Genomic DNA, 17374 nt, shown 5'->3' on the forward strand with positions numbered 1-17374 from the left:
AAGGCTCGACGGGCTAGCTGTCGGCCTCGACAAATCCAGCCCGGATATTCATTTTTTTATTTGCTATCCGGTAATTCAATTTGGTCGAATGCCGGTAAAACGTTTGCGCATTATCTGCGAATCGAATCGGTCATGCACCTTGTGCCGAACGGCCGGATTCGCCGCGTGGGCCGATATGGGTGACTGACCGTCGAGTCATTCCTGCGGAGAAACAATCAATCGCCGTCCGGCGATTCACGTTCCGCGCCGCGCGTTCTAGACTGTCGGATCACTTCCCCACCGGACCCTTGCAATGACCGACGTGCTGCCGCTGACCACCGACTCCGAATCCGGTCTTCACTACCGGCTGCGCCCCGCCGCCGGCCTGCCCGCGGGCCGCGTGTTGCTGCTGCACGGCGTCGGCGGCAACGAAACCAATCTGCTGAATCTGGCCGGCACGATCGACCCGCGCATCGAAATCGTGTTCGTGCGCGGCCCGCTGACGTTCGGCCCCGGCCAGCACGCGTGGTTTCCGGTGCGCTTCGGCGCGAACGGCCCGGAGATCGACGCGGCCCGCGCCGATGCGAGCCGCGTGCAGCTGATCGCGCTGCTGCGCGCGTTGCGCGCCCGGCCGGCCGACCACGAACACGCCGCACTGCCCACCGTGATCGCCGGTTTCAGCCAGGGCGGCATCATGAGCGCGAGCGTCGCGCTCACGTCGCCGGCCGATGTCACCGCGTTCGCGGTGCTGTGCGGGCGCATCCTGCCCGAGATCGATCCGCTGATCGCGCCGCGCGACGCATTGACCGCACTGCATGCGCTGGTGATCCATGGCCGCTTCGACGACAAGCTGCCGGTGGCCTGGGCCGAAACCGCCGACGCGAAGCTGACGGCGCTCGGTGTCGCGCACGACACGCGGCTGTACGATGCCGGTCACGAGCTGACCGCGGAAATGGCCGGCGACTTCACCCGCTGGGTCGGTGCGCGCACCGGATTGAACTGAGCGCACGGGCGGTCTCCCCGCCCGTGCGTATCGTCAGACGTTGCTCGCCGGATCGGCGCCGATCGGCGCGGCGGCTGCAGCAGCTTCCCGCGCGGCACCGCGCTTCGCGAGCTTCCAGCCGACCACGAGCGCGAGCACGACGACCGGGATCATCGCGACGGTCCACGTGCCGCCCGGATAATCGAACGCCATCATCACCAGCACGCTGACGAGAAACGCGAGCGTCAGCCACGACGTGAACGGCGCACCAGGCATCCGGAACGACACCGGGCTCAGCTCGCCGCGATTGACCGCGCGGCGGAACAGGATCTGGCACATCACGATGAAGCCCCAGGTCGTGATGATCCCGAGCGACGCCATGTTCAGCACGATCTCGAACGCCTGCGCCGGAACGATGTAGTTCAGCGGCACGCCGATCGCATTGACCGCAACCGTGACGAGAATCCCGCCGTACGGCACGCCGCGCGCGTTCATCCGCGACACGAAGCGCGGCGCCGAGCCGCCCATCGCCAGCGAACGCAGCACGCGCCCGGTCGAATAGAGGCCGGAGTTCAGGCTCGACAGCGCGGCGGTCAGCACCACGACGTTCATCACCGTGCCGACGTACGGCACGCCGAGCTTGCCGAAGAACGTGACGAACGGGCTTTCGTGCGCGCTGTACGCGGTCCACGGCAGCAGCATCGTCAACAGCACGACCGAGCCGACGTAGAACAGTGCGATGCGCCACATCACGCTGTTGATCGCCTTCGGCAGCACCTTGCGCGCATCGGCTGTCTCGCCCGCCGCGACGCCGACGAGCTCGATGCTCGCATACGCGAACACGACGCCCTGCACGATCAGCACGGCCGGCAGGATTCCGTGCGGAAAGATCCCGCCGTGATCCGCGATCAGGTGCAGCCCCGGCATCTGCCCGGCGACCGGATGGCCGCTCGCGAGAAACACGGCGCCGACCGCGAGGAACAACGCGAGCGTGCCCACCTTGACGATCGAGAACCAGAACTCCATCTCGCCGAACACCTTGACGCCGATCATGTTCATCACCGACACGATCCCCAGCGCGCCGAGCGCGAACACCCACTGCGGCACGTCCGTGAACACGGCCCAGTACTTCATGTAGATCGCCACCGCGGTGATGTCGACGATACCGGTGGTGGCCCAGTTCAGGTAGTACATCCAGCCGGCGACGAACGACGCGCGCTCGCCCATGAACTCGCGTGCATACGACACGAACGAGCCGCTGGTCGGCCGATGCATCACGAGCTCGCCGAGCGCGCGCATGATCAGGAATGCGAATGCGCCGCACACGAGATACACGACCGCGAGCGCCGGCCCCGCGCTCTGCAGGCGGCCGCCCGCGCCGAGAAAGAGGCCGGTGCCGATCGCCCCGCCCATCGCGATCATCTGCACGTGTCGCGGCTTCAACTGTTTCTCGTAGCCGGTTTCGTGCGACGCGAACATCGCGTCCCGGTCGGCGTGACGGGGGTCCGCGCCGCCGGCCGTGTCGGCCGCGCGCTCGCTGGCGTGCTTCATGGTGTGTCTCCGTTTCTTGATGTGTGGCGCCCGTCGAAGGGGCGCTGCGGGAACGGCCGCGCACGGGCCGCCGGCGGCATGCGCCGGCGTCGCGCGGCAGGAATCAGTACGCGCGCGGGCGGATCAGCGCTTCGGGCTGCAGCGCTTCGTCCAGTTGTGCGGCGGTCATCAGCTGGCGGTCGAGCACGATTTCGCGGATCGACTTGCCGCTCGCATGCGCCTCGGCGGCCACGGCGGTCGCGCGCTTGTAGCCGATGTACGGGTTCAGCGCGGTCGCGAGCGCGACCGAGCGCTCCATCGTTTCGCGCAACCGCTCGGGGTTCGCGGTGATGCCGCTCACGCAGCGGTCCGCGAGCGTCGTGCAGGCGGCGGTCAGATGGCCGAAGCTGCGGAACAGCGCGCTCGCGATCACCGGCTCGAACGCGTTGAGCTGAAGCTGGCCGGCCTCGGCGGCGAACGTCACCGTGAGGTCGTTGCCGAATACTTCGAAGGCGACCTGGTTCACGACTTCCGGGATCACCGGGTTGACCTTGCCCGGCATGATCGACGAGCCGGCCTGCACGGGCGGCAGGTTGATCTCGCCGAAGCCGGCGCGCGGGCCGCTCGACAGCAGCCGCAGGTCGTTGCAGATCTTCGACAGCTTGACCGCGATCCGCTTCAGCACGCCGGACACCTGCACGAACGCGCCGCAGTCCTGCGTCGCCTCGATCAGGTTCGGCGCGGTGCTCAGGTCCAGGCCGGTGATGCGGCGCAGCGCGGCCAGCGCCTTCTGCGCGTATTGCGGATGCGCGGTGATGCCGGTGCCGATCGCGGTCGCCCCGAGGTTGATCTCGCGCATCAGCAAGCCCGCTTCCTGCAGGCGCGCGATGTCTTCCGTCACCATCACCGCGTAGGTCGAGAATTCCTGGCCGAGCGTCATCGGCACCGCGTCCTGCAACTGCGTGCGGCCGAGCTTCAGCAGATCGGCGAACGCGTCGGCCCGCTCCGCGAATGCATCGCGCAGGCGCGCCATCGCGTCGAGCAGATGCTCGACGGCGAAGCAGGTCGCGATCCGGATCGCGGTCGGATAGACGTCGTTCGTGCTCTGCGCGAGATTGACGTGCTCGTTCGGATGCAGGTATTCGTACTGCCCGCGGGCGTGCCCGAGGATTTCGAGCGCGCGATTGCAGATCACCTCGTTGGCGTTCATGTTGGTCGACGTGCCGGCTCCGCCCTGGATGATGTCGACGACGAACTGGTCGTGCAGCCGGCCTTCGCGGATCTCGACGCAGGCGGCGGCGATCGCGTCGCGATACGCGCGCGGCAACAGCCCGAGCTCGCAGTTCGCGTCAGCCGCGGCTTCCTTCACCGCCGCGAGCGCCATGACGAGGTACGGCAGCGACGCGATCGTGCGCCCCGAAATGTCGAAGTTCTCCTTCGCGCGCAGCGTATGGACGCCGTAGTACGCGGAAGCCGGAATGCTTCGTTTCCCTAAAAGATCCGCCTCGACGCGGAAGCCGTTCTCGGTCATGGTGCCCCTCCTGGATTGTCTCTGCCGGCGCGGGGAACCGGCTGCGTTCACCGCTTCCCCGTACGACGGGATCGCATTCTATGCCTTTGCATAAAGAAGCTCGCTTCTGTATTATCGAAAGCGGTTTTGCGTGTGACGCAACAGCGAGAGACGAATGAAAACAACGGCGAGAGACACCGGCATCGATCACCTCGGCGCGATGCGCGCGTTCGTGCGGGTCGTCGAAATGGGGAGCTTTTCCGCGGTCGCGAAGGAGATGCACGTGTCGACGTCGACCGTCGCGCGCAAGATCACGGCCATCGAGGACGCCCTCGGCGTCGCGCTGTTGCATCGCTCGACGCACAGCGTGACGCTGACCGAAGCCGGCCATATCTACCTGGAGCGCGCGGTCACGTTGATCGCCGATCTCGACGACACGCTGCGCGTCGTCGCCGAGCTCAACTCGCAGCCGAGCGGCCCGCTGAAGCTCACGGCGCCGGTCGCGTTCGGCCGCCGTCACCTCGCGCCGCTGATCGCGCCGTTTCTCGCGCGCTACCCGGAGATCCAGCTCGACGTGCGGCTCACCGACAATCACAACGATCTCGTCGCCGGCGGCTTCGACCTCGACATTCACGAAGGCGAGAACTACCTGGACAACCTCGTCGTGCACCGGCTGTCGCGCAACGACAGCATCCTGTGCGCGACGCCCGGCTATCTGGACCGCTGCGGGCGCCCCGCGACGCCCGACGACCTGCGGCATCACAACTGCCTGCGCTACGTGCACCCAGAGGGCGATCCGCGCTGGGAACTCGTGCGCGGCGATGCGCGGCACAGCGTGCTGCCGGCCGGCAACCTCGTCACCGATCATTCGGAACTGCTGCTGGACGCGACCTGCGCGGGGCTCGGCATCGCCGAATTCGAGATCTGGCTGGTGCGCGACCTGCTCGCGAGCGGCCGGCTCGAAGCCGTGCTGCCGCGCTACCGGCTGCAGAACAAGCTCACCGGCGACTACATCTACATCGCGTATCTGGCGAACCGGCGCAGCTCGGCGAAGCTGCGCGTGCTGAAGGACTTTCTCGCGGAGCATCTCGCTCACATCGGCGAGCTGTCGGCAGTCGAGCTGGCGAAGATTCGCGACGCAACCGCGTAGCGGCTGCCGTCGCGCGGGCCGGCAAGCCGGCGCCGATGCCGATGCCGCGCGCACCTTCGGCACGCGACACCGGCACGACGGCCCCGGTCAGGCCGGCTGCAATTCGAACGGAAAGGTCGCGTGCCCGACCTCGACGCCCTGCGTGTTCAGCATCCGCGGCCGGTGGAACGCGGCGAGCCGCGCACGCTGCGCGTCGGTGCCGATCCGCAGCCGCTCGAGCAGTTCGCTGACCATCATGTACAGCACGTCGATGTTGCCATCCTCGATCTTCACCGAGATGCCGAGCGCGCCGTCGGCGCCGAGTTCCCGCGTGCGCGCCGATGCGCGTACGCCGATCCCGTAGCACGCATCCGCGCCGAGCTTGCCGACGACCTGCCCCTCGAACGCGTCCATCAGCACCGTGCAGTAGCGCCCTTCCCCGGCGACCAGCTCCGGATGGCCCGTCATCGCATGATGGATGCGCGCCAGCGCGCGCACGCGATCGGTCGTCGCGGTGCCGCCGGCTTCCACGCGATCCGCGCCGTCGGCGAGCGATGCATAAAGACGCGCGAGGCGGTCGAGCGGGAATGCCGGCGTCGGCAGATTGCAGCCGTCGATCGCCCAGTCGAGTTCGTCGCCGGGCAGGCCGCACGCATCGGCGACCACCTGCTTCACTCGCACCTGCATCGGATGCGTCGGCAGATGGTAGTCGGCGATCGCCGCGCCGATCGCCCGCGCGCCGGCGAGCATCCCGACGTGCTTGCCCGAGCAGTTGCTGCACACGCCGGTCGGCGTGTAGTCGCGCTTGATCCACGACCGGTACACCGCGTCCGACAACGGCGCATGGCCGCCGCAGCGCAAATCCGACTCCTGTGCGTCGACCTTCGCCAGCATCGCCCGCGTGCGTGCGATATGCCGCTCCTCGCTGCTGTGCGACGCGCACATCAGCGCGATGTCCGCATCGTCGAAGCCGAAACGCTCGGGCGCACCCGTCTCGATCACGGACAGCGCCTGGGCCGGCTTCGCCGCCGAGCGCGCGAGCGTCATCCGGAACGGATCGCCGAGCCGGAACAGCAGCCTGCCGCCGGCATCCACCACCGCCACATCGGCGACGTGCGTGTTCTCGATCGCATTGCCGCGGTACGTCACGACCGCTGCGCGTTGGGTGTCCATCTGTGCTGTCTCCTTCTTCGGGCCGGATTGCCGGGGCCCGTGCTACCGGTACGGCAGTGTATCGGCTCTGCCGCCGGGTCGAGCCGCCCGGTCCGTGGAAAGCGGTATTGCGCCCGATGCAAAGCCGCTCGGGGCACCTCGCGCGCGGCACGTCGCGCGACGCGCGCCCGGCCGTCTCGCCCGCCAAATGCCGATGTTCAGCAGGTGCGACTACGCGTCCAGCGCCAGCAGCGCGAACGTCGCGAGCCAGTGCTCGCCCATGTAATCGCCGGCCACGTGCGCGAGCGCGCTCGCGAGATGCCGGTCGGCCGCCTCGAGCAGCTTCGCGCGCCGCGCATCGCCTTCCGGCAGCGCGCCGGCGAGCGAGCGCTGGCACCATGCGCGGCTCAGATTCAACCCGTCGAGATGCGCGATCTTGCCGTCGCTGCGGTCGCTGACGGTCGCCGGCTCGAACAGCGTCGCCGGCTCGCCGCGCGCGAGATCGGGCAGGAAACGCGCGAACCACCCGTCGAATTCGGCGGCTGGCAGCACACGCCGCATCAGCTCCGCTTCCATCAGCGCGGGCGACAGGAATTCGTCGCCCGACGGCTCCCACGCCTGGCACCCGGCATCGTTCAGATGCCAGCGTTTCGCCGTTTCGACGATCAGCGCCGCGAGCCCGTCGCGCTGCGTCGCGCGCGCGAAGTCGAGCGCGAGCGCGAGGGCGAACGCGGTGTTGAAGTGCGTGCCGACCCGCAGCGGGTAGGTGGCCTTCGGCAGGAAGGTCTCGAAGCGCGCGACGAACAGTTCGGCGAGCGGCGCGATCGTCTTCGCCCAGCGGGCGGCCTGCGGCACCACGCCCTTCAGCGCGAGCCGCTCCAGTTGCGCGGACAGCGCGAGCAGCCACGCCCAGCCGTATGGCCGCTCGAAACCGGCGTTGTGCGGCAGCGCGAGATAGGCGCGTTCGCCGGCGACGTTCGCGTCGGTGAAATGCGCGTCGACGACGGCGATGATCCGCTCGGCCTCCGGCAGCGCCGGATAGCGTTCGAGCACGCTCAGCACGAGCCAGTAGCCGTGCACGCACGAATGCCAGTCGTAGCTGCCGTAGAAGATCGGGTGCAGTGCGCGTGGCCCTTGTACGTCGTGCGGGCCTTCGAGCGAGTGCGTGAGCTTGTTCGGATATTCGCGGGTCAGGTGCGCGAGCGCGAGCGACGCGAATTTCGATGCGAGTTCGGGAGTCAGTCGGTCGGTCATGGGCGTCTCGTCAGAAGCGGAATACGAATGCGTACATCAGCAGCGTGTTCACGGCCAGCAGCAGCACGGCGGTCGGCCACTGCGCCTTGATCACGCCGTTCTTGTCCTTCAGTTCGAGCAACGCGGCCGGCACGATGTTGAAGTTCGCGGCCATCGGCGTCATCAGCGTACCGCAGAAGCCGCTCAACATCCCGATCGCGCCCATGATCGCCGGGTTGCCGTGAAACTGGTGGACGATCAGCGGCAGGCCGATGCCGGCCGTCATCACCGGGAACGCGGCGAACCCGTTGCCCATGATCATCGTGAACAGCGCCATGCCGACCGTGTAGGCGGCGACGACCGCGAACGGCGAATCGATCGGCACCCATTCCCTCACGAGCCCCGAGACCACGCCGCCGACGCCCGCGACCGCGAACAGCGCGCCGAGCGCCGCGAGCATCTGCGGCAGGATCGCGGCCCAGCCGACCGCGTCCATCGTGTGACGCGCTTCCTTCAGCGCATGCACCGGCGAATCGCGCAGCATCGCGAGCGCGACGGCGAACGCGACGAGCGTGCCGAGCACGAGCGAGATCAGCGTCACGCTCTTCGGATCGACGAACGGCACCAGCTTCAGCGCGAACGTGCCGATCAGCGTGACGAGCGGAATCAGCAGCGCCGGAAGGAACAGCCGGTTGCCGAAGCGCAGCGCTTTCGCGTCGCGTCGCGCGGCCGCCGCATCGCCGGCTTCGTCCGACTTGCCGCGCCCGAGCTTGCCGGAGCCCGCGATCAATGCGAGTGCGATCGCGAGACAGCCCGTCACGAAGTGCGGCAGCAGCGCGCCGAACAGGAACGTGAGCGCGTAGATCGCCCAGAACGCGAAAGTGACGACACGGCGCGGGTTCGTGCGGTCCGTCAGGTTGAAGCACGCGAACGCGGCGAACATCAGGCCGGCGAGCGTGTACAGCGGTTCGAGGCCGATCATCGCGCGCCCTCCCGCCCGAATGCGCCGAAGCCGCGCGAGAGCCGGTGATCGAGCAGTGCGAGCCGCGTGCAGTGGATCAGCAACGCCGCGATCGCCGTCGGAATCGCCCAGACCGACAGGTGCAGCGGCTCGATCGCGATTCCGTTCTGTTCGAGAAAGCCCTTGATCAGCAGGATCGACTGGATCGCGATGAAGATGTCCTCGCCGAAGAACACGGCGACGTTGTCGGCGGCCGATGCGTGCGCGCGGATCTGCTGGCGCACGGATTCAGGCAGGTCGCCGAGCCGGCTGACGGCCGCGGCTTCCGCCATCGGCGCGATCAGCGGACGCACCATCTGCGCGTGGCCGCCGAGCGACGTGAGGCCGAGCGCGGCCGTCACCTGACGCAGCACGAAGTACAGCATCAGCACGCGCCCGGTGGTCGCCGCGTGCACGCGCGAGATCATCCGCTTCGCCTGCTCCTTGAGCCCGTTGCGCTCGAGCAACGCGATCACCGGCAGCGTCAGCCAGATCAGACCCATGTAGCGGTTGTCGGTAAACGCCTTGCCGAACGCGCTGACGATATCGACGACATTCATGCCGCCCGCCAGCCCCGTCGCGAGGCCCGCGATCGTCACCACCAGCAGCGCGTTGAAGCGCAGCGCGAAGCCGATCACGACGATCGGCACCCCAATCAGCACCAGCATTGCCCCTCCTTGTGATGGATGCGCGGTGCCGTGAAGGCCCGCCGCCCTGCCCGGTTTCGACCGGTTCAGGCGGCAAAATCTAACACGAGACTTTATCGATAAAAAGTCGACAATTTGAAGTTTCGGGTAAACGTTGAAATCGCCGCGACGTTGCGTCGGCCAAGTGTTCGCGCCCTTTCGGCCGAACGATTCGCGACGGGCGGCCACGACGCCCCGGCTCGCACGTCGCGGCCGGCGTGCCGGCGGCGGGCCGCGCCCGGCGCGTCCGCCGCGCATGGCGGAGCGCCGGTGCGCCGACTACACTGGAAGGCATCCGCAACGTTCGGGAGAGCCGCCATGATTGACGTATTCCAGACCATCGGCAGCCGCGCGTTCTCCGCTCATCTGGCGAAGGACGGGATGGTGACGCTGATGGAGCAACGCCACGAGGTCGATCGCGTGACGCTCGCAACCGCCTATGCCGCGCTCGTCGAGGAAGCGGAGGAGGAAGCCGACCTGCTCGACGCAACGGTCGAAGGAATGATGCGCGCGCTGATCCAGGGATACGCGCGCAGCCATTGAACGGCTGAACGCGCACCGGGCGCGGTATGCCGGCCCGCGCGGCCGGCTTGCCGGCGCCGGTGCCAGCGCGTGCGCCCGTGCCGCGCGCGCCTCCTTCCCGGCGAAAACGACCGCGCGGCGGCGGATCGCCGCGCCGCCACATCCTCCTGCACACGGCTGTCCGGCCGCCCGCGGGCGGCAAAATCCCGCCCGACCATAGAAGAAAGGGTCGGAAACGATGCAATGCGCAATTTTTTCGATTGCCGCCGCTCGCGCCGCATGACAGCATTCGGGCGTCGCCAATCGAAAAGAATTCCGTGCCGCCCGCTCGTCGATGCCGTTCCGCGGCGCCGAGGCACCGCCTTTCATGAACCCGGCCCATTTCCAACACTACGAACCGACCGGAGTATCCCGCTTGTGAACATCGGCATCGTCAACGACCTCCCGCTTGCCGTCGAGGCGATGCGCCGTGCGCTCGCGCACCGGCCCGAGCATCGCGTGCTGTGGGTCGCGACCGACGGCGCGCAGGCCGTCGAACTGTGCGCCGCGCAACCGCCCGACGTCGTGTTGATGGACTTGATCATGCCGAAGTTCGACGGCATCGAGGCGACGCGGCGGATCATGCGTTCCGGCCGCCCGTGCGCGATCCTGATCGTGACGAGTTGCATCGGCGCGAACGCGTGGCGCGTGTTCGAGGCGATGGGCGCCGGCGCGCTCGACGCGGTCGACACGCCGCGCCTCGGCGAAGGCGCGGGCGGCGACACCGCGCGGTTGCTGCTCGCGAAGATCGACCAGATCGGCCGCCTGCTCGATGCACCCGGCTCAGTCCATGCGGCCGGCCCGGCCTCGCGCATGCGCGGCGGCCCGCTGATCGCGATCGGCGCATCCGCCGGCGGACCCGGCGCGCTCGCCTCGATCCTCGGCAGCCTGCCGGCCGATTTCAACGCGCCGATCGTGATCGTCCAGCACGTCGATCGCGCGTTCGCCGAAGGGATGGCGCAATGGCTCGACGGCCAGACGCCGCTGGCGGTGCGCGTCGCGCACGAAGGCGACCGCCCTCAGCCGGGCGTCGCGCTGCTCGCGGCAACCGACGATCATCTGCGCATCACGCGCACCGGCACGCTCCAATACACGCGCGAACCGGCCGCCACACCGTACCGGCCGTCGGTCGACGTGTTCTTCAACAGCGTGACCGAACACTGGCCGGGCCGCGCGATCGGCGTGCTGCTGACCGGCATGGGACGCGACGGCGCGATCGGCCTGAAGGCACTGCGGATGAAGGGCTGTCACACGATCGCGCAGGACGAGGCGACGAGCGCCGTCTACGGCATGCCGAAGGCGGCGGCGACGCTCGGTGCCGCGCGCGCGATCCTGCCGCTCGAGCGCATCGCGGGCGAACTGATCGCACTCGCACGGATCTGAGCCCGATGAAACCCTGTCACACCCGTCGCTGCCATGGCGCGACCCGGCATCAATCATGACTAGCGACTTCACCCGCCCGCCCGGCGGCCTGCATGCGGCGTTCGACGCCGCGCACACAGCGCCCGCGCCACACGCCGACGCCCCCGCGATGGTCCTGCTGGTCGACGACCAGACGATCGTCGCGGAAGCCATCCGGCGCGCGCTCATCGACGAAGACGGCATCGACTTCCACTACTGCCCGCGCTCGGACGACGCACTGGCGAGCGCGATCGAGACGCGGCCGACCGTGATCCTGCAGGATCTCGTGATGCCCGGCACCGACGGGCTGAGCCTCGTGAAGGCGTACCGCGCGAATCCGGCGACGCGCGACGTGCCGATCATCGTGCTGTCGACGCAGGAAGAGCCGGTGATCAAGAGCGCCGCGTTCGCGGCCGGCGCGAACGACTACCTCGTGAAACTGCCCGATCGCATCGAGCTGATCGCGCGAATCCGCTATCACTCGCGCTCGTACATGAACCTGCTGCAGCGCGACGAGGCCTATCGCGCGTTGCGGCAATCGCAGCAGCAACTGCTCGAGGCCAATCTCGAACTGCGGCGCCTCACGCATTCGGATGGGTTGACCGGGCTGTCGAACCGCCGCTATCTCGACGAATACCTGGCCGCCGAGTGGCGGCGCGGCACGCGCGAGCGCAGCGAGCTGTCGCTGCTGATGATCGACGTCGACAACTTCAAGCTGTACAACGACACGTACGGCCACGTGTCGGGCGACAGCGTGCTCAAGCAGGTCGCGGCCACCATCGAACGCTGTCTCGGGCAGGCCGGCGATCTCGCCGCGCGTTTCGGCGGCGAGGAGTTTGCGGTCGTGATGCCGGCCACGTCGCCGGGCGCCGCGCGGCTGCTCGGCGAGAAGATCCGCCTCGCGGTCGAGTCGCTGCGGCTCGAGCACGCGCACTCGTCGACGGGCCGCTATGTGACGATCAGCATCGGCGGCGCGAGCATCGTGCCGGCCGCGGGCCTGCCGACGACGTCGCTGATCGAGGCGGCCGACCGCGCGCTCTACCGCGCGAAGCACGACGGCAAGAATCGCGTGGAGATCGATGCGCCGCCCGCAGCGCCGGCGCCCACTTCCCCGCCGGCAGGCGGCGGTTTCGCGTGACCTAGACGGCGACGAGCCGGCGCGCGTAGTCGACGGGATCGAGCGGCCGGCCGAACAGGTAGCCCTGTTGCATGTCGCAGCCGATCTGCTGCAGAAACCACGATTGCGCCTGGGTTTCGACGCCTTCCGCGGTGACTTTCATCCCGAGCGAATGCGCCATCGCGACGACGGCCTGCGTGATCGCGACCGAGTCGCGATGATCGGGCACGCCCGACACGAACGAACGGTCCACCTTCAGGTTGTGCAGCGGAAAACGCTTCAGGTATGCGAGCGACGAATAACCGGTGCCGAAGTCGTCGACCGAGATCCGCACGTTCATGTCCGTGAGCGCCTCGAGCATCGGCAGCACGGTGTCCGTATCGTTCATCAGCAGTCCTTCGGTAATCTCCAGCTCGAGTGCTCCGGGATCGAGCCGCGTCTGCTCGAGGCAGCGATCGACCGACTCGACGAGCCCCTCGTGGAACTGCCGGGGCGACAGGTTGACCGCCACCATCAGGTCGGGGGCGATCGTGCGGCGCCATTCGGCGGCCTGCCGGCAGGCCGTCTCGAGCACCCACTGGCCGATCGCGACGATGAGCCCGGTGTCTTCGGCGACCGGGATGAATTCCGCCGGCGACATCGGCCCGAGCTCGGGGCTCGTCCAGCGCAGCAGCGCTTCCGCGCCGACCGTGCGGCCGCTGCGCGCGTCGACCACCGGCTGGTAGGCGAGCCGCAGCGCATCCGACGCGATCGCGCGCCGCAGCGACTGCTCGATCGCGAAGCGGCGCTGCAGGCGCAGGTTCAACTGCGCGGTGAAGAACGTGAAGTGGTTGCGGCCGCGCTGCTTCGCGTCGTACATCGCGGAATCGGCGTTGCGCATCAGCGTGGTCGCATCGTCGCCGTCGCGCGGTGCGACGCTGATCCCGATCGACACGCCGAGCCAGTACTCGTTGTTCGCGATCGCGAACGGCTTCGCGATCGTATCGATCACCTCGCGTGCGAGCACGGCGAGTTCGTCGGGGTCGTCGCAGTCGTCGACGAGGATCACGAACTCGTCGCCGCCGACACGCGTGAGCGCGTGGCGCCCACCCGCGCACGCCGCGAGGCGCGCCGCGACGCTGCGCAGCAGCGCGTCGCCGGCGTCATGGCCGGCCGTGTCGTTGACCTTCTTGAAGCCGACGAGATCGATGAACAGGATCGCGACACGCGCAGGCCCCGCCGCCGCATCGCGCGCGCCGAACAGCTCGCGCATCCGGTCGGCGAGCCAGCGCCGGTTGTACAGGCCCGTGAGCGCGTCGCGTGTCGCCAGATAGCGCAGCTGTTGCTGCGCTTCGCGCACGGGGCCGATGTCGTGAAACGACATGAGTACCGATTCAGGCCGCGTTTCGCCCGGCTTCACGATCGGCACCGCGTTGCCGCGAACCCAGATGACGTCACCGTCGGCGAGCCCGAAGCCGACCGAGTAGTCAAGCTGCGGCATCGCCATCGTGAGCGCACGCCGGCTCGGCCATTCGTCGGGCGCGATCGGCGTGCCGTCCTCGTACAGCTTGTACAGGATCACGGTCGACAGCCGGCGGCCGACGAGGTCGCCCTTCACGCGCATCATCCGGTTCGCGCTCGGATTGCTCGCGACCACCACGCCATCGGGCGACACGACGACAATCCCTTCGTTGAGGCTGTTGACGACCAGGCGGTGATGTTCCTCGCTGCGCGCGAGCTGCCGCGCGATCGAGTCCTGATGCACCGCGAGGCCGACGCTGTTGCCGATATCGCGCAGCAGGTCTGTTTCCGCGTCCGTGGGGCGCCGCGGCGCGCGATGATAGACGGCGAACGCGCCGAGCACGGTGCCCGCGTCGTCCACGAACGGCACCGACCAGCACGCGCGCAGGCCGAACGGCAACGCGAACGATCGGAAGTCGGCCCACAGCGGATCGGTTTCGATGTCCTCGACGGCGATCATCCGCCGCTCGTACATCGCCGTGCCGCACGAGCCCGCGGCAGGCCCGATCGATGCGCCGTCGATCACCGCGCTGTACTGCGCGGGAAGCGACGGCGCGGCGCCGACGTGTACGTGCACGCCATCCGCATCGAGGAGCAGGATCGTGCACGACGCGCCGTCGCCGAGCAGCGCCTCGGCGCGCCGGCATACCTCGACGAGCAGTTCCGGCAAAGGTGTGTTGCGCGTGATCAGCCTCAGCACACTCTGCTCGGACGCGAGCACTTCCGCCGCGAGGCCGAGGCTGTAGCGAGAACTTTGCGGTTCAGTATTCAAGACGAATCCTGCCGTCAGTTCGACCGGGTCTGATGCGCCCGATTCGTTGGTGATGCTTCGTGCCGTTTCCGCAGCCGGTCGGCGTGCGCCGGTGCGTCCCCATTCGGGCGCGCCCCTGACGCGCACCACAATACATTTAATACCAATCCGTGCCGGGCTGCGCGTCCGCGCGCATCAGGGCTTACGCGCGGTCGCGGCGGCCCGCCGCCGTGACCGATTCATCCGATGATTGCGGCGCACGGCCGCGCGTCCTCCTCTGACGGCTCGCCCGCGACGCCCCGCCGCGCTCACTCCCCGACGAATCGCAATTGCTCCGACTCCCCCATCAGCAATGCACGATTCGCGTCCGCCGCCGCGCGCAGGTAATCCCACAGCGCCGTCACGCGGCGCAGTTTGCGCAGGTCCTCGCGACAGGTCAGCCAGAAGCAGCGCGTGACCACCACGTCGTCCGCCAGCACCGGCACCAGCGCCGGCTGCGTGGCGGCCATGAAGCACGGCAGGATCGCGAGCGCGCCGCCCTGCAGCGCGGCGAACACCTGCGCGATCACGCTCGTCGTGCGCAAGCCGGCGGCCGCGCCCGGCACCGCGCGCTCGAGGTACAGCAGCTCGCTGCTGAACGCGAGATCGTCGACGTAGCTGATGAACGCATGCTGCGCGAGATCGTCCGTGCAGGTGATCGGCGCGTGGTTCGCCAGATAGTCGCGCGTCGCATAGAGCCGCAACTGGTAGTCGCACAGCTTCGTGGCCACGTAAGGCCCGCGTTCGGGCCGCTCGAGCGTGATCGCCAGATCGGCCTCGCGCTTCGGCAGGTTGACGAAATGCGGGACCGGCAGCAGATCGACCGTCACGTGCGGATGCGCGACGCGAAACCGCGCCAGCTGCGGCGCAAGGAAAAAGCAGCCGAACCCTTCGGTCGACCCGATCCGCACGTGGCCCGACAGCGCCTCGCCGGTATTCGCGACCTGGTCGCACGCGGACTGCACGGTCGTCTCCATCGCGTCCGCATACGCGACGAGCCGCTGCCCCTCGGCCGTCAGCGTGAAACCGCCGGAGCGCGACTTGTCGAACAGCAGCGTGCCCATCGCGGTCTCCAGCGCGCGAATGCGCCGTGCGACGGTCGTGTAGTCGACCCCCAGGCGCTTCGCCGCCCCGCTCGCGCGCTGCGTGCGGGCGACTTCGAGAAAGAAGCGCAGGTCGTCCCAGTTCAGGTTGCCGGAAACCGGCTCGGTGGCGTGTCGCATCGGCGGGAAAAAGGGGCAGGAGTCTCCGGGCCGGCCGTCGATATGCAGAAATGCACATCCAACCGGTTTTCTTGTCGGTACATCGTGGATCTGCGCATAACTATACTCGACCGTGACCTGCGGACCATGAGCCGCGGGCAACAAATACGGAGACACCATGCAGACGCGATCCACCCTCGATGAGCATGCAGCCATCGCGACGCCGGCGCCCGCCCGCACCGCGAGGCACTACCTGCTGGCCGGCTGGGCCAGCATGGCCGGCACCACGATCGAGTGGTACGACTTCTTCCTCTACGGCACCGCAGCCGCGCTCGTGTTCAACCGCATCTTCTTTCCGTCGCTCGACCCCGTCGTCGGCACGCTCGCCGCGTTCGGCACGTTCGCGGTCGGCTTCATCGGGCGGCCGATGGGCGGCATCGTGTTCGGCCATTTCGGCGACCGCATCGGCCGCAAGTCGATGCTGATGATCACGCTGCTGCTGATGGGCGTGCCGAGCATGATCATCGGGCTGATCCCGTCGTACGAGCGCATCGGCTACTGGGCCGCCGCGCTGTTGATCGCGATGCGCTTCCTGCAGGGGATGGCGGTCGGCGGCGAATGGGGCGGCGCGGTGCTGATGGCGGTCGAACACGCGCCCAAGGGCCGCAAGGGGCTGTTCGGCAGCCTGCCGCAGACGGGTGTCGGGCTCGGGCTGATCCTGTCGTCGGCCGCGATGGCCGCGGTGGCCGCACTGCCGGAAGCCGACATGCTGTCCTGGGGCTGGCGCGTGCCGTTCCTCGCGAGCATCGCGCTCGTCGGCCTCGGCTGGTTCATTCGCGCGAAGGTGCCGGAATCGCCGGACTTCGAGAAGGTGCAGCGCCAGGGCAAGGCCGAGAAGTCGCCGGTGACGGCCGCGCTGCGCCGCCATCCGCGCGAGGTGCTGACGATCGTCGGCGCGCGCGCCGCCGAGAACACGTGGTTCTACATGGTCGTCACGTTCGCGCTTGCGTATGCGACGCAGCAGCTGCACTTGCCGAAGGCCGAGATGCTGCACGCGATCACGGCCGGCGCGGCGCTGTCGCTGGTCACGATGCCGCTGTGCGGGCATCTCAGCGACCGCATCGGCCAGCGCCGGATGTTCGCGATCGGCCTCGTGCTGATGTGCGCGTTCGCGGCGCCGTTCTTCATGATGCTCGGCACGCAGCAGACGTCTTACGCATGGTGGGCGATCGTGCTCGGCCTCGGCGTCGTGTTCCCGATTCTCTATGCGCCGGAGTCGCTGCTGTTCGCGCAGCAGTTCCCGGCGGAAATCCGGTACAGCGGCATCTCGCTGTCGGTGCAGCTGGCCGGCGTGATCGGCGGCGGCTTCGCGCCGATGATCGCGACGTCGCTGCTCAAGGCCGGCGGCGGCCAGCCGCACTACGTGATCGCGTACCTCGTCGGCTTCGGCGTGTTCGCGCTCGTGTGCACCGCGCTGATGCGTCCGGCACGGACCTGAGCGCATCGGCCGCACGCCGGCCCGCCTTTACCCGTTTTCCATTCGACCTGCCGTCCGCCGTCGCCCGACGCGCGACGGACGCAGGCCACCCTTTTTCCTCGCAT

The 17374-nt window shown here is 68.4% G+C and carries 14 protein-coding genes; 6 read left to right on the top strand and 8 right to left on the bottom strand.

The features are described from left to right. The first annotated feature begins 292 nt into the window (after window positions 1–292). Window positions 293–982 carry an alpha/beta hydrolase gene (locus HW466_RS04175; protein ID WP_151004851.1) on the top strand — a complete coding sequence of 230 codons (690 nt, stop codon included), beginning with the start codon at window positions 293–295 and terminating at the stop codon, window positions 980–982. A 33-nt stretch (window positions 983–1015) separates the two neighbouring features. Here HW466_RS04175 and HW466_RS04180 read toward each other — a convergent pair whose 3' ends face one another. After that, the gene (locus HW466_RS04180; RefSeq protein WP_059540805.1) at window positions 1016–2512 is read right to left on the bottom strand and encodes an amino acid permease; all 1497 of its coding nucleotides are present in this window, start codon (window positions 2510–2512) and stop codon (window positions 1016–1018) included. A 103-nt stretch (window positions 2513–2615) separates the two neighbouring features. Continuing rightward, a complete protein-coding gene (aspA, locus tag HW466_RS04185; protein ID WP_059450646.1) occupies window positions 2616–4022 on the bottom strand; it encodes an aspartate ammonia-lyase in 1407 nt (468 codons plus the stop codon). A gap of 154 nt (window positions 4023–4176) precedes the next feature. Between aspA and HW466_RS04190 the strand changes: the two genes are divergently transcribed. Further along, a complete protein-coding gene (locus HW466_RS04190; protein ID WP_059540802.1) occupies window positions 4177–5151 on the top strand; it encodes a LysR family transcriptional regulator in 975 nt (324 codons plus the stop codon). A gap of 87 nt (window positions 5152–5238) precedes the next feature. Here HW466_RS04190 and HW466_RS04195 read toward each other — a convergent pair whose 3' ends face one another. From HW466_RS04195 to HW466_RS04210, 4 genes are all read right to left on the bottom strand, one after another. Beyond that, window positions 5239–6303 (bottom strand): asparaginase, encoded by a 1065-nt coding sequence (locus tag HW466_RS04195; protein ID WP_151004849.1) that lies wholly within the window; start codon window positions 6301–6303, stop codon window positions 5239–5241. 210 nt (window positions 6304–6513) lie between these two features. After that, window positions 6514–7536, bottom strand: coding sequence for a DUF2891 domain-containing protein (locus HW466_RS04200; protein ID WP_060346385.1), 1023 nt, complete (start codon window positions 7534–7536; stop codon window positions 6514–6516). 10 nt (window positions 7537–7546) lie between these two features. Then, complete coding sequence (locus HW466_RS04205) at window positions 7547–8497, bottom strand: DUF979 domain-containing protein (protein WP_151004847.1); 951 nt, start codon at window positions 8495–8497, stop codon at window positions 7547–7549. Next, entirely contained in the window at window positions 8494–9183 is a 690-nt protein-coding gene (locus HW466_RS04210) for a DUF969 domain-containing protein (protein WP_059540793.1), read from the bottom strand. The genes HW466_RS04205 and HW466_RS04210 overlap by 4 nt, the downstream gene beginning before the upstream one ends. Before the next feature lie 336 nt (window positions 9184–9519). On the opposite strand from HW466_RS04210, the gene HW466_RS04215 reads away from it, so the two are divergent. The 3 genes from HW466_RS04215 to HW466_RS04225 all read left to right on the top strand — a co-directional run bounded on the left by HW466_RS04215 (window position 9520) and on the right by HW466_RS04225 (window position 12301). Next, entirely contained in the window at window positions 9520–9744 is a 225-nt protein-coding gene (locus HW466_RS04215) for a hypothetical protein (RefSeq protein ID WP_174905632.1), read from the top strand. 396 nt (window positions 9745–10140) lie between these two features. Beyond that, a complete protein-coding gene (gene cheB, locus HW466_RS04220) occupies window positions 10141–11145 on the top strand; it encodes a chemotaxis response regulator protein-glutamate methylesterase (RefSeq protein WP_174905633.1) in 1005 nt (334 codons plus the stop codon). 55 nt (window positions 11146–11200) lie between these two features. Next, a complete protein-coding gene (locus tag HW466_RS04225; protein WP_059450653.1) occupies window positions 11201–12301 on the top strand; it encodes a diguanylate cyclase domain-containing protein in 1101 nt (366 codons plus the stop codon). 1 nt (window position 12302) lies between these two features. Here the strand turns inward: HW466_RS04225 and HW466_RS04230 are convergent, their stop codons facing one another. Both HW466_RS04230 and HW466_RS04235 read right to left on the bottom strand, forming a co-directional pair. Beyond that, entirely contained in the window at window positions 12303–14552 is a 2250-nt protein-coding gene (locus HW466_RS04230; RefSeq protein ID WP_174905634.1) for a putative bifunctional diguanylate cyclase/phosphodiesterase, read from the bottom strand. 287 nt (window positions 14553–14839) lie between these two features. Next, entirely contained in the window at window positions 14840–15793 is a 954-nt protein-coding gene (locus HW466_RS04235; RefSeq protein WP_059808188.1) for a LysR family transcriptional regulator, read from the bottom strand. A 157-nt stretch (window positions 15794–15950) separates the two neighbouring features. Between HW466_RS04235 and HW466_RS04240 the strand changes: the two genes are divergently transcribed. Further along, a complete protein-coding gene (locus tag HW466_RS04240) occupies window positions 15951–17270 on the top strand; it encodes an MFS transporter (RefSeq protein ID WP_151006022.1) in 1320 nt (439 codons plus the stop codon). The last annotated feature ends 104 nt before the right edge of the window (window positions 17271–17374 follow it).

Source organism: Burkholderia territorii (assembly GCF_902833055.1).
In the GTDB taxonomy this organism is placed as follows: domain Bacteria; phylum Pseudomonadota; class Gammaproteobacteria; order Burkholderiales; family Burkholderiaceae; genus Burkholderia; species Burkholderia territorii.